Source organism: Actinophytocola xinjiangensis, from assembly GCF_001921215.1.
GTDB classification, from domain to species: domain Bacteria; phylum Actinomycetota; class Actinomycetes; order Mycobacteriales; family Pseudonocardiaceae; genus Actinophytocola; species Actinophytocola xinjiangensis.
The window spans coordinates 40,466-52,599 of the sequence record NZ_MSIF01000018.1 but is presented as its reverse complement, the minus strand read 5'-3'; the positions used below and the strand labels follow the sequence as shown (position 1 = coordinate 52,599).

13 protein-coding genes are annotated in these 12,134 nt (G+C 73.2%); 5 read left to right on the top strand and 8 right to left on the bottom strand.

Annotation, left to right across the window (positions count from 1 at the left end; translation table 11 throughout):
• Positions 1–4: 4 nt before the first annotated feature.
• From BLA60_RS29345 to BLA60_RS44940, 7 genes are read right to left on the bottom strand one after another with little or no spacing between them, the layout of a single operon-like run.
• Entirely contained in the window at positions 5–214 is a 210-nt protein-coding gene (locus tag BLA60_RS29345; RefSeq protein ID WP_075136267.1) for an MbtH family protein, read from the bottom strand.
• Between the two features lie 36 nt (positions 215–250).
• Entirely contained in the window at positions 251–1,675 is a 1,425-nt protein-coding gene (locus BLA60_RS29340) for an amidase family protein (protein WP_084735358.1), read from the bottom strand.
• On the bottom strand, positions 1,668–2,900 hold the full coding sequence (locus BLA60_RS29335; RefSeq protein ID WP_075136337.1) for an MFS transporter: 1,233 nt from the start codon (positions 2,898–2,900) through the stop codon (positions 1,668–1,670). Before BLA60_RS29335 ends, BLA60_RS29340 begins: the two co-directional genes overlap by 8 nt.
• Entirely contained in the window at positions 2,897–4,156 is a 1,260-nt protein-coding gene (locus BLA60_RS29330; RefSeq protein WP_075136265.1) for a glutamate synthase-related protein, read from the bottom strand. Before BLA60_RS29330 ends, BLA60_RS29335 begins: the two co-directional genes overlap by 4 nt.
• A complete protein-coding gene (locus tag BLA60_RS29325) occupies positions 4,153–5,145 on the bottom strand; it encodes an asparagine synthetase A (protein ID WP_075136264.1) in 993 nt (330 codons plus the stop codon). The genes BLA60_RS29330 and BLA60_RS29325 overlap by 4 nt, the downstream gene beginning before the upstream one ends.
• Positions 5,145–6,437 (bottom strand): methylaspartate mutase, encoded by a 1,293-nt coding sequence (locus BLA60_RS29320; protein WP_075136263.1) that lies wholly within the window; start codon positions 6,435–6,437, stop codon positions 5,145–5,147. Before BLA60_RS29320 ends, BLA60_RS29325 begins: the two co-directional genes overlap by 1 nt.
• A complete protein-coding gene (locus tag BLA60_RS44940; protein WP_075136262.1) occupies positions 6,434–6,871 on the bottom strand; it encodes a cobalamin B12-binding domain-containing protein in 438 nt (145 codons plus the stop codon). Before BLA60_RS44940 ends, BLA60_RS29320 begins: the two co-directional genes overlap by 4 nt.
• Positions 6,872–7,064: 193 nt before the next feature.
• Here BLA60_RS44940 and BLA60_RS29310 point away from each other — a divergent pair, with 193 nt between their 5' ends.
• Together BLA60_RS29310 and BLA60_RS29305 are read left to right on the top strand one after the other, a co-directional pair.
• A complete protein-coding gene (locus BLA60_RS29310; RefSeq protein WP_075136261.1) occupies positions 7,065–8,222 on the top strand; it encodes an NAD(P)/FAD-dependent oxidoreductase in 1,158 nt (385 codons plus the stop codon).
• Entirely contained in the window at positions 8,219–9,118 is a 900-nt protein-coding gene (locus tag BLA60_RS29305; RefSeq protein ID WP_245812201.1) for an RNA polymerase sigma-70 factor, read from the top strand. Before BLA60_RS29310 ends, BLA60_RS29305 begins: the two co-directional genes overlap by 4 nt.
• 44 nt (positions 9,119–9,162) lie before the next feature.
• Here BLA60_RS29305 and BLA60_RS29300 read toward each other — a convergent pair whose 3' ends face one another.
• Positions 9,163–10,257 carry a DUF3103 family protein gene (locus tag BLA60_RS29300; RefSeq protein ID WP_211288887.1) on the bottom strand — a complete coding sequence of 365 codons (1,095 nt, stop codon included), beginning with the start codon at positions 10,255–10,257 and terminating at the stop codon, positions 9,163–9,165.
• A 246-nt stretch (positions 10,258–10,503) separates the two neighbouring features.
• Here BLA60_RS29300 and BLA60_RS29295 point away from each other — a divergent pair, with 246 nt between their 5' ends.
• The 3 genes from BLA60_RS29295 (at position 10,504) to BLA60_RS44330 (ending at position 11,939) form a co-directional block, all read left to right on the top strand.
• Positions 10,504–10,992, top strand: a complete 489-nt coding sequence (locus tag BLA60_RS29295) for a hypothetical protein (protein WP_154814695.1) — start codon at positions 10,504–10,506, stop codon at positions 10,990–10,992.
• A 348-nt stretch (positions 10,993–11,340) separates the two neighbouring features.
• Positions 11,341–11,769 carry a PPOX class F420-dependent oxidoreductase gene (locus tag BLA60_RS29285; RefSeq protein ID WP_075136258.1) on the top strand — a complete coding sequence of 143 codons (429 nt, stop codon included), beginning with the start codon at positions 11,341–11,343 and terminating at the stop codon, positions 11,767–11,769.
• Positions 11,770–11,816: 47 nt separating this feature from the next.
• Positions 11,817–11,939 carry a helix-turn-helix domain-containing protein gene (locus BLA60_RS44330; RefSeq protein WP_162293025.1) on the top strand — a complete coding sequence of 41 codons (123 nt, stop codon included), beginning with the start codon at positions 11,817–11,819 and terminating at the stop codon, positions 11,937–11,939.
• Positions 11,940–12,134: the final 195 nt, after the last annotated feature.

The window sequence follows — 12,134 nt, the reverse complement described above, 5'->3', positions numbered from 1 at the left end:
AGGGTCAGCCGCGCAGCGCGGCGAGGCTCGCCGGCCGCAGGTCGGTCCAGTGCTCGTCCACATAGGCCAGGGCCGCCTCGCGGGTGTCCGGGCCGTGCACCGTGGCCCAGCCCCGCGGCACCGCGATCGACGCGGGCCACAGCGAGTGCTGGTTCTCGTCGTTGGTCAGCACGAGGTACTCGGCGTCGTTGTCCTCGAACGGGTTGGTGCTCATCCGAGCGCTCCTTTTCTTGCGGGGCAAGGAATGTCGTTACTCAGAAACTACGGCCGCGGGGGCCGCGCCGACGGCAGCCGAAGAGGCAGTCGAGCGGCAGTTCGGCACGGGTCGCGGACCGCACACGGCCGCGACGGCGCCGGCGACCGCCAGCGTCGCCCCGGTGGTGGCCGGCCCGAACACCGACAGCCCGACGGGCAGCCCGCCGACCGACCCCATCGGCACGGTCACGTTCGCCAGCCCGGCCAGGGCGGCGTAGGTGGAGGTGGCGCGCGTGATCGGCGGCGGCACCGCCGGGTCCACCAGCCAGGCCGGGCCGCACGTTGGCGCGACGATCGCGTCCAGGTCGCCGAGTGCGGCTGTGACCTCGGCGCGGGCCCACGCCCGCGCGGCGGCCCGCTTGGCCCGTGCGGCGACGCGGTCCTCGCCGGTCACCGCGGCGGCCAGCTCGAACAGCTCCTGCCCGAACAGGGCCAGCGCCACCGGATCCGCGCGGTTGGCCGCGATCAGCTCGTCCACGGTGGACGGCACGCCCGGCCGGGTGGCCAGATAGCCCTCCAGCGCCGGCCGGAACTCGGCGATCAACGCGTCCAGCGCGCCGACCAGCATGGGCCCGTCGAACGTCAGCTCCACCGGCACGTGCTCGACCCGCGCCACCACCCGGTCGGCGACCGCCAGCACCTCGGCGTCCATCCGCCGGCCCGGCCAGTACCCGACGCGGGGGGCGCGTACCGGCGGCGCCGGCGGCATCCCGAGTGCCGCCAGGACGAACGTGGCGTCGGCGACCGAACCACACAGCACGCCGACCGTGTCGACCTCCGGCGAGATCGGCACCACGCCCCGGGTCGGCAGCAGACCCCGTGCCGGCTTCACCCCGACCACGCCGTTCACCGCCGCCGGGCACACGATCGACCCGTCGGTCTCCGTGCCGAACGCGACCGGCGCCATCCCGGTCGCCACCGCCACCGCCGACCCCGACGACGAACCCCACGGGCTGTGGGTGAGCGCGAACGGGTTCGCGGTCTGCCCGCCCACCCCCGACCAGCCCTCGATCGCCGCCGTGGAACGGAAGTTGCCCCACTCGGTCATGGCCGTCTTGCCGGCCACCACCGCGCCGGCCGCCCGCAGCATCGCCACCACGTCCGCGTCGGCCACCGGCGGCACCGCCAGCAGCCGCGATCCGGCGGTGGTGGCCAGCCCCGCGGTGTCGATGTTGTCCTTCACCAGCACCGGCACGCCCTCCAGCGCACGCGCGGCACCCTCGGCGAACCGCCGGTCGCTCTCGCGCGCGGCGGCGTCGGCCGACGGGTCGAGCGCCACGATCGCGCGCACCAGCGGGTCCACCCCGGCGATCCGGTCGTGGCAGCGGGCGAGCAGGTCCACCGCCCGCCACGTCCCCCGGCGCAGCCCGTCACGCAACTCCGGCAGCGACGGCCACACCGCCGCGTGGTCGTCAGTCAAGGCGGGCCTCCCGCAACGCGCGGGCCGACCCGTAGACCGCGGCCGCGACCAGCGCCAGCGCGCCGTGCGCCACCATGGTCGTGGTCAGCCCGAACCACTCGATGGCGCCGCCGATCACCGCGTTGCCCAGCGGCGGCGCGGCGAACACCACCAGCGACATGATCGACATGACCCGCCCGCGCACGGCCGTCTCGGCGCCGCGCTGGATCTGGGACACCAGCACCACCCCGAGCTGGGCACTGAGCAGGCCGAGCAGCCCGTAGCAGGCCAGGGCGGCGACCGTCGCCTGTACCTGTCCGAGCGCCACCAGCACCACGGCCTGCGCCACGAGGCTCACCAGCGCCACCGGCCCGGCCCGCCGGCCGACCGGGCGCACCAGCCCCCAGCCGAACGCCACGGTGGCGCCGACGGTGAACGCGGTCAGCAGCAGCCCCGCGCCCGACAGTCCGGCGCCGATCTCGTCGGCCACCAGCACCAGGCCGATGTTCACCGGGCCCGCGCTCGCCAGCTCCGCGAGGCCCACCACCAGCACCAGCCGACGCAGGTCGCGGTGGCCCATCACGTGCCGGAAGCCCTCGGCGACCCGCGTGACGAACCGTGGCCCGGTCGTGGTCCTCGGCTCCGGCGCCTTCTCCCGGAACCGCGACACCGCCAGCGCCGACACCAGGAAGCTCGCCGCGTTGGCCACGGCGACCGCCACCACCCCGCCGAGCCCGACCAGCCACGCGCCGACCGGCCCGCCGGCCGCCTGCCCGGCACGCAGACCCACCAGGTAGAGGGTGTTGCCGCGCACCAGGTCCCGCTCCGGCAGCAGCAGCGGTCGCAGCGCCCCGGACGCCGGCACGAAGAACGCGCTGAGCAACGTCAACCCGGCCGCCGCCGCCACCAGCACCGGCACCGACGGTCCGGTCACCAGCACGGCGCCCGCCGCGCCCAGCATCACCACGCACCGGCCGAGGTCGGTGCCGACCATGACCCGCGCCGGCCCGCGCCGGTCGGCGACCGCACCGCCGACCAGCATCGTCACGATCCTCGGCAGCCCGGCGAGCGCCAGTACCGCGCCCGCCGTGGCCGGCCCGGCCACCCCGACCACCGTGGACGCCAGCGCGATCATCCAGGCCGCGTCACCGATCGCGGACAACCCGACGGCCGCCACGAACGACAGGTACCGCGCCGAGAGCGGACCGGACCGGGTTCCGGGGGCGGCCGGTGTCCGCACGCTCACCGGACCGGCACCGGCTCGGCGGCGGTGACCTCGCCGGGCCACCACAGGTCCTCGCGGGTCAGCGCCGCCGGACGGTACTTGCCGAGTGCGCTCACCAGCAGTCGGGCCTCCAGCGTCAGCGCCTCCACCAACCGCCGCAGGCCCGCCTGGGCGTCCGTCTCGACCGCCAGCAGCGCCGCGCGGCCCAACCCGACCGCCCGGGCGCCGGCCGCCAGGCACTTCACCGCGCGCAGACCCTCCCAGATCCGGCCGGACACCAGCAGACAGCCCTGCGGGGTACCGATCCGGCTCAGGCACTCGGCCAGCGGCAACCCGACCCCGGCGAGGAACGCCCGGGGCGCCCAGCCGCTGCCGCCCTGCGCCCCGTCGACGGTCACCGAGTCCGCGCCGGCCGCCCACGCGACCCGCGTCGCCGCGCCGATGTCCCGGCCCGGCGGCAGCTTCACCCACACCCTGGCCCGTGGGAAGTTGTTGCGCATCAACCGGATCTGCTGGCGCAGGATCTCCTCGGTGAACGTGCCGGGGCTCGCGCTGCGCAGCAGCGGACCGTCCCGGCCGAACACCGGCTCCACCGCGAACTGGTCGGCCAGCCGGGTCGCGTCCTCGCGCGCCACGACCGTCAGGCCGCCCAGCCCGGGCTTCGCGCCCTGTCCGACCTTCAGCTCGAACCCGAGCCGCCCGGACTCCAGCAGCGGGCGCGCCGCCGGGTCGCTGTACACGAGGTTCCACACCTCGGCGTCCGCGTCCTCGGTGCTCTGCTGCACGACCACGCCGCCCAGCCCGTCGGGCGCCGCGTCCGCGTACGCGGTGATCCGCGCCAGCAGCGACCGGCCGCCCGCGTCGTCGAGCCGGCCGTACCCGCTGACCGGCACGATGTTCTCGCCGACGACCATCGGCACCCCCAGCGCGCCGGCCTGCGCGCTGGCCGCGACACCGAGGTCCACGCTGGCGACCTGTGTCGACCCGAACGCCGACAGGTACACCGGCAGCGCCGAGGCGAACCCGCCGACGTCGGTGGTCAGGTCGACGTCGGAGTGCAGCGGCTCCCGCGCCAGGTCGATCAGCTTCTCCAGGCGTTCGGGCACGAACACCGGCGGCACCAGGGCCGCCGCGTCGAGCGCGTCCCCGGTCACCGCCTCGCCCGCCCCGTACAGGGTCGTGCCGTAGGTCGAGACGTCCGGGAACACGGCGGCGGTCCCGGTCCTGGCCCGTTCCCGCACGGCCTCGTGGGGGAACCCGGGGGCGGACAGGCTCATGGCGCGACCACCCCCGGCACCTTCGGGTAGGCGCTGGCCTGCCACACCGAGTCGAGCCCGGCGACGTAGCGGGTCAGCCGCTCCAGCCCGATGCCGAAACCGGCACTGGCCGGGATGCCCTCCCGCACCATCGCCAGGTACCAGCCGTACTTGGCCGGGTTCTCGCCCGTCTCCCGCATCCGCGCCACGATCTGGGCGTAGCGGTGCTCGCGCTCGCTGCCACTGCACAGCTCGCCGTAGCCCTCGGGCGCCAGCAGGTCGAAGTTGCGCAGGTAGCCGGGGCGCTGGTCGCTCTCGCGGTCGTAGAACCCGCGCGAGCCCTTCGGGTAGTCGGTGACGAAGAACGGTCGGCTGGCCTTCGCCGAGAGCATCGCCTCGCCCTCCCAGTCGATCTCGGCGTCGGCGCTCTGCGCGTGGCCCAGCGCGTGCAGGTCGGCGACCGCGGCCTCGTGCGTGCGGTGCTCGAACGTCGCGCCGGACAACAGGTCGGCGAACGCGTCCGGGTCCCGGCCCAGCACCTCCAGTTCGGCGGCGCGACGCTCGACCACCCGCCGGACGACGTGCCCGACCAGTCCCTCGGCGACCCCCATGGCGTCCTCGCGCGACGCCCCGGCCCACTCGACGTCGATCTGGTGGAACTCGGCGAGGTGGCGGTCGGTGTTGCTGGTCTCCAACGGTTCGAGCCGCACGTTCGGCGCGATGCAGAAGATCCGGTCGAACGCGGTCAGCGATGCCTGCTTGTACAGGATCGCGCTGGTCATCAGCTTGTAGCGGTGGCCGTAGTAGTCCACGTCGACCTGCTTGGCGCCGCGCGCGCCCGGGTCGGTGACCGGGCCGATGATCGGCGGCAGCAGCTCGGTGAACCCCCGGTCGCACAGGTACTCCCTGGCCGCGGTCAGCATCGTGTGCTGGACCAGCAGCACGGCCCGGGTCGTGGGGGAGGACAGGTGCTCGCGGGGGCCGGCGGGCAGGTTCTGGCTGGTGTCCATCAGGCGTTCCTCTCTGAGGTCGGCTCGCAGGGTCGGTCGAGGTGCAGTGCGTGCAGGTCCTGTTCGATGGCCGCGTCGTCGAACCGTCGCTCCACATGGGACAGTGCGCGGAGCAGTCCGGCGGCGGTCACGTCGTGGTCCCCGCCGGTGTCGGCGATGCCCCGCAGCGGGAGCGCGCCCAGCCGCGACCAGCGCAGCCGCCCGTCGTGGTCGACGAACGTGCGTGTGCGGCCGGGGTTGTCCGGGTGCAGGCAGTAGGGGACGTCCAGGAAACCGAGCTCGACGGCCGTGACCAGAGCGGTGTCCAGGGCGTCGTCGAGCGCCAGCACGGCGTCCACGAGCGCCCGCGCCTCGGCGAGGATCCCGGTGTCCTGGGTGGACGGTTCGTAGGTGGTGCTGGTCGCCGAGTCGGCGGCCGTGCGCAACGCGGCGACGTTCTCCTCGATCGTCGGGATGCGGTGCGCCTCGGCGACGGTCTTGACGATCAGCCGGGCCGCCCCCGTGCGGGCCGCGAGCCGCGCCGCCTCCGCCAGCAGCGCGCTCGCGCCGTGCGGGGTGCGGGGAAAGACCCCCATGTAGGTGTAGATCACGATGTGCCAGTCGTGGCCGGTGAGGTGCTGGCCGGCGAGGGTCGCCAGCGCGTGCACCGCCTCGGCGTCCTGGTCGGCGTTGGTCTGCTGGGCGTAGCTCAGCGAGACGCTGCGCACGCCGTGCCGCTGGAAGAACAGGCCCTCCAGGACACTGATCGCGACCAGCAGGCTGGGCGGGCACAGCTGCCCGAGCATGCAGCCACCGAACGACTCCAGGTGCGGTTCGGCGCCGGTCTCCCGCAGCCGCGCCAGCAGCCGGCACGACTCCCGCCACGCCCGCACCGCCTCGCGGACCGGCACCCGGCTGTAGGGCAGGCAGTAGGACAGCGGCCCGCCCTCGGTGGCGTACAGCCCGGCGGCGATCGACGCCGCGACGATGTCCTGGGGCAGCGCCGAGCCGTGGCGCACCTGGACGGGGAAACCCGCCCCGGCGATCCCGTCGACGACGGCCAGGGTGGTGTCCACCGGGTGGGCCACGATCGGGTAGCCGTTGAGGTCGTCCCCGGCGGCGAGCGCGGCGCGGGCGACGTCGTGGCTGCCGACCCGGGTGTAGCTGTCGAGGGTGATGGTGCCGACGGCGAGCGTGCCGGAGTCCCGCACCGCGGCGAGCCCGCGCCGCATCAGCTCCGGCGACCCGAACCCCATCCTCGGCTGGACGACCAGGCCGTCCGCCTCGGCCACGAACCGCCCGAACCCGTTCACACCCGCACTCCCGCCTGGAGCTGGGTGAGGAACGTGCGGAACGCGGCCAGGCCGGTGCCGTCCTCGAACACCGCGTCGTACCCGGCGGCGACCAGACGCGCGGCCCGCTCCCGCGCGCCGTCGACACCCCCGGTGCCGAGTTTGCCGCCGATGACCACGGCGGTCGCGGCCAGCCCGGGGCGGGCCCGCAGCGCGGCGATCACCCGGGTCCCGTCGTGGAACCCGTGCCCGTTCACGCTGCTCACCACCACGAGATCGGGTGCGCACTGAACACATTCGTCGACCAACAACTCGTCGGGCACACAGGCACCGACGTTCACCACCCGGTGCCCGAGCTCCTCCAGCACGAGCTGCAGGTACACCAGGTTCCACGTGTGGGCATCAGAAGCCAGACTCGTGACGACGACGTCGAGCCCCGGGGTCCTCTCGCTCATGGCAGTCCTTCACGGTCACGGAAGCATTGCCCTGAAACGTAGAAGCGCCGCCCCGACCACTCCGGCAGTCGCACCGGCAGATCGGCGGCAGTTGGTGCCCGAACGTCCACACTGTGTCCCGCGCCACAGCGGTTCACGTCCGGCCGGTGCCGCCCCGTCTGGTGGTCGTCGACCAGAGCGAAAGGTGGCGGTGATGACCAGGATCGTGGTGCTGGGAGCGGGTTACGCGGGAACGATGACGGCGGTGAGCCTGGCGGCGCGCACCAGGCGCCGCGAGGACGTGCGGATCACGGTGGTCAACGCGGCCGAGCGGTTCACCGAGCGGCTGCGGCTGCACCAGGTCGCCGCCGGCCAGCGGCTGGCCGACCTGCGGCTGCCCGAGCTGCTGGCCGGTACCGGGGTGGAGTTCGTGTGCGGGTGGGTCACCGGGATCGACGCCGCCGCGCGGACCGTCCGCGTCGACGACGAGCGGGTGCTGGAGTACGACACGCTGGTGTACGCGCTGGGCAGCGTCGCCGACACGGCCGCCGTCCCCGGCGTGGAGGACAACGCCCACACCCTCGACAGCGCGGACTCCGCCCGTCTGCTGGCACACCGGCTGGCGGGGTCGCACGGCACGGTCGCGGTGTGCGGCAGCGGCCTGACCGGCGTGGAGGCGGCCTGCGAGATCGCCGAGGCGCATCCGGAGCTGGACGTGGTCCTGCTGGGCAGGGACGAGCCGGGGGCGCACTTCACGCCGAAGGCCAAGGCCCACCTGGACGCCGTGCTGGAGCGGTTGGGCGTGGCGGTCCGGGTCGGCGTCGAGATCGTCAAGGTCACCCCGGACTCGGTCGAGCTCGCCGGCGGCGGCGGCGTCGCGGCCGACGTCGTGGTGTGGACCAGCGGGGTGCGCGTGTCACCGCTGGCCTCGGCCGCCGGCCTCGAGGTCGACGACCGGGGCCGGATCGTCACCGACGCCTCGTTGCGGTCGGTGTCGCACCCGCGGGTCTACGTCGTCGGTGACGCCGGCGCGATCCGGCAGAGCTTCGGGGTCCTGCACGGTACCTGCCAGAGCGGACTGCCGACCGGCGCGCACGCCGCGGCGTCCATCGCCCGCGAGCTGCGTGGCAAGGAACCCCGCCGGTTCCGGTTCGGCTACCTGCACGTCCCGGTGAGTCTGGGTCGCGAGGACGCGGTCATCCAGTTCACCCACCCCGACGACTCGCCGAAGGGGTGGTACCTCACCGGCCGGCGGGCCGTCTGGTACAAGGAAACGGTGAGCAGCTCCCCGTGGTCCACGTTCGCCAGGGTGCGCAGGACACCCAACGCCGGACTTCTCGCCTGGCGTCGGGGCGGCCGGTACACGCGGTGACCGGCGACGAGGCGTTCGGCGAGCACCGCAACCTGCTGTTCTCGGTGGCCTACCGCGTCCTGGGCAGCGCCGCCGACGCCGAGGACGCCGTGCAGGACACCTGGGTGAAGTGGTCGGCGGCCGACCGCTCCCAGGTCGCCGACCCCAAGGCATACCTGGTGCGCATCGTGACCAACCTGGCCCTGGACAGGTTGCGCGCCGCCAAGGCCAGGCGCGAGACCTACGTCGGCCCGTGGCTCCCCGAACCGATCCTGACCGACGCCGCCGAGGACGCCGCTGCCGAGGAATCGGTGTCCCTGGCGCTGCTGGTGTTGCTGGAGGCGCTCAGCCCGCTGGAACGCGCGGTGTTCGTCCTGCGGGAGGCGTTCGCCTTCACCTACGGCGAGATCGCCGAGGCCGTCGACCGGTCCGAGGAGACGGTGCGCCAAGCGGCCCACCGCGCCCGGAACCACGTGCGGGCCAGGAGACCCCGCTTCCACGTCAACCGGGCCCGTCAACGCGAGGTGACCGAAACGTTCTTCGCGGCGGCGACCGGCGGCGACATCAACACGTTGATGACCCTGCTGGCCCCTGACGTGACACTGTGGACAGACGGCGGTGGCAAGGTCCGCCAGGCCATGCGGCCGGTCGTCGGCGCGGACGCGGTGGCGCGCTGGGTCGCGGCCACGGGAACCCGCCCGTACCAGGGCATCCTGCCCGCGGAGATGACCGTCGAGCTGACCGACCTCAACGGCGCCCCGGGCCTGGTGTTCAGCGGCGACGGTCGCGTGATCGCCACCCTCACCCTCGACCTCGACGAGAACGGCCGCGTCGTCACACTGCACAACGTCGCCAACCCCGACAAACTCCACGCCGTCGCCACGCGGACCGTCCACCGACTCGGTTCCCGGAGATGAGACGGGTCCAGCTCCGCGAGGGTTCGCGGAGCTGGACGTCGCGGTCAGAGCGGGGCGACCCAGTAGGGCGCGACGGTCATGGTGGCGTTGTTGGCGGCGCCGGTGAGGGTGCCGGCGGTGGCGGTGGACAGGGTGTAGAAGGAGTCGACGTAGTCGGGGTCGTCGGTCCACCAGCCGTCGGGCAGGGCGTTGAGGATCGCGTTGACCAGGGGGATGTAGACGCCGCCGTCGACGATGGTGAGCAGGGCCTGGGCCAGGGCCAGGGCGAGGTCGCGGTAGTTCGTGCCGCTGTCCTCCTCCATCAGCACGAGGTCGGCCAGGTTGTACTTGTAGGAGGAGAAGTGCACCAGCAACTGGCCGGGGTAGTAGGTGGTGTCGTCGTGGTCGAGGTAGGGCATCTCGACGGTGTCGACCTTGACCTTGCCGTCCTGGCCGAACCCGGCGGCGATGGCGAAGATCTCCGCCTTGCCCTTGTGCCACGGCTCGGCGTCGTCGCGGAGCCGGATCGAGGTGACCTGGGTGGCCCAGTAGCCGGCGGCGGCGCGCACCTGCGGGGCCTGGCCGTGCTGGGCGAGTGTCGACTGGATGACGTCCATGCCTTCGGCCAGCGCCGCCGCGCTGTCGACCTCGACCAGGTAGACGGGGCGGTGGGGGATCCGCTCGGCGTCGAGCAGGACCCGCTTGGCGTCGCGGCCGTAGGCGGTCACGCTGGTGGCCTCGTCGTCGCTCGGTGAGGACGCGACCAGTGGGGTGACGCCGCGCCGGAGCGCGTCGACCATGCTGGGGTCGGCGAGCCGGACGGTCAGCAGGGGAGCGCTGTCCGCCGGAAGACCCTTGGCGGCCAGCACTTCCCGGTTGGCGGCCCGGACCGCGCGGCCGAGCGCGCTGTCGGCTGGCGCGTCGGCGAGGTTCACGGCGTGCTCGGCCGTGGTCGGGAACAGGCCGAACCGCTTCGCCTCGGCGGCGTAGCGACCGGTCAGTTGGGCGGCAAGACGATCGGTGACCTCGGTGACCGGGTCGGTCGCGCGCGGCGCGGCCGTGTCGGGCTCGGCGTTGGCCGGTCCGGCGAGCAAACCGGCGGTGACCATGACGGCGCCGAGCGCCGACACCGCCAGACGGAACGAACGTGACGACGACACAGGTTGTGCCCCCTTGACTCGACGTGCAGGGTGAGCGTGAATCGTGAGGATCACCAAAAGTAGACAAAGTTTCACGTTTGACTGTCAACGCGCCAACCCCAGATGCCACCACTGGACGGCCCCGGTGCGGCCGATCGGCCAGCGCCCGTTCCGCCGAACACCGGGCGTGACCTGGACGGCACCCGCCGCCACTGACACCCTGGACCTCGATACCGGCAACTGGGGAGGCACACAATGGTGAGGCGCATGATGGTCGCACTCGCAATGGCGCTGGCGGCGCTGTCCGGAACCGCACCCGCCCTGGCCGCCGCCGAACCGTCGGCGGTCTTCACCTTCGACGCCGAACCGGGTGCCCACCCGGTCGACAACCGATCCGACACGTGGTCCACGCCGGGCTGGGAGATTCGGGTGTGGGAACACGAGGCCGTGGTGAAGGTCGACGCCGCCACCTGGTCGGGCGCCGACTTCATCCGCGTCGAACTCAACGGCCCGGCCGGTGCCCCCCTCGCCACCGGCTCCTACCCGGGAGCGCGCAACCCCGGTGACCCCACCAGCCCCGGCCTCCGGGTCATCTCCAACGGCCTCGGCTGCGCCGACCACTACGGCGAGTTCACCATCACCCACCTCGAACGGGACAGCGCCGGCAGTCTGACCGCTCTGGAGGCCACCTTCACCCAACGCTGCGGCACCCCCACCGCCCCGACCCTCCAGGGCATCATCCAGTTCGCGGCCTGACCGCGCGCGGCACCATCTCCGCGGGGCCGTGGTCGCCGAACGCCGTGTCCTCATCGCGCTCACAGGTCGACACGTCCACGATTGCCAGGATGTCCTCCGGCCTCGGTCCGATGTGGATGGTGCGGTCACCGTCCCGGTGCTCGTCGCGGTGTCGCCCGGGCGTCATCGTCCCGGCAGCCGATGATCCGGCCGGCCATGATCCCGATGTGCCGGTCGCGCGACCCCGGAACTCCACGCAACCCCAGATGCCACCACTGGACGGCCCCGGTGCGGCCGATCGGCCAGCGCCCGTCCCCCGAACACCTCGGCCGCCCCGACGGTCCACGACCCGCCGGCCATACTGATGACATGACCGTTCCGTCGTTCGACCCGCACGAGCTGCTGGCGGAAAGCCGCCTCGGTGTCCTCGCCACCATCAAACAGGACGGACGACCGCAGCTGTCCCCGGTGATGCCCTTCTACCACCAGGAGGCCGGCGTCATCTACGTGTCGAGTGTGGAGACGGCCAAGATCGCCAACCTGCGCCGGGACCCCCGCGCCGCCCTGGAGGTCACCAGCCCCGACGGCTGGTCCTGGGCCACCGCCGAGGGAACGGCCGAACTGACCGGCCCGTCCACCGACCCGAACGGCCCCGAGGTCCAGGCGCTCGTCGACTACTACCGCACCGCCGCCGGCGACCACCCGAACTGGGACGAGTACCGTGCGGCCATGGTCGCCGACCGCCACGTCCTCATCACCCTCACGGTCGACCACGTCTACGGCGCCAAGGTCAACTGAGAACCCGCCGGCGGCCACCCGTTGGCGCTACCGACCTTCAGCTCCCGGTGGGGCGAACGGTACGTTTCCTGATCGCCCGTGACGCCGTCGCCGACCGCGTCACCGCGCCGCACAGCCCGTCGATGATCCACACGGTCCGAGGTGCCGGCTACCGCCTGGACCCGGCGTGACCATGGGACGGCGGTGGACATCGGGGCTGGTGCGGTGGGCTCGTTGGGGCGGGGACATCTGGTTGTTGTCGATTGATCCGATCAATTCTCCTCCGCTGTTCGTTGAATTCTGTACTTCCCGGTGCCCGCTCGCCGTCGGAGGCGTCCTCGGTGATCTTGGTCGCCGGCCGCCGGCGGCTCGAATGCTGGTACAGG

Coding starts and splice junctions, on each gene's coding strand:
- BLA60_RS44940 (WP_075136262.1), bottom strand. CDS start 6,871: ATGAGCGAGAGGACCCCGGGGCTCGACGTCGTCGTCACGAGTCTGGCT.
- BLA60_RS29330 (WP_075136265.1), bottom strand. CDS start 4,156: ATGAGCCTGTCCGCCCCCGGGTTCCCCCACGAGGCCGTGCGGGAACGG.
- BLA60_RS29295 (WP_154814695.1), top strand. CDS start 10,504: ATGATGGTCGCACTCGCAATGGCGCTGGCGGCGCTGTCCGGAACCGCA.
- BLA60_RS29285 (WP_075136258.1), top strand. CDS start 11,341: ATGACCGTTCCGTCGTTCGACCCGCACGAGCTGCTGGCGGAAAGCCGC.
- BLA60_RS29345 (WP_075136267.1), bottom strand. CDS start 214: ATGAGCACCAACCCGTTCGAGGACAACGACGCCGAGTACCTCGTGCTG.
- BLA60_RS29325 (WP_075136264.1), bottom strand. CDS start 5,145: ATGGACACCAGCCAGAACCTGCCCGCCGGCCCCCGCGAGCACCTGTCC.
- BLA60_RS29310 (WP_075136261.1), top strand. CDS start 7,065: ATGACCAGGATCGTGGTGCTGGGAGCGGGTTACGCGGGAACGATGACG.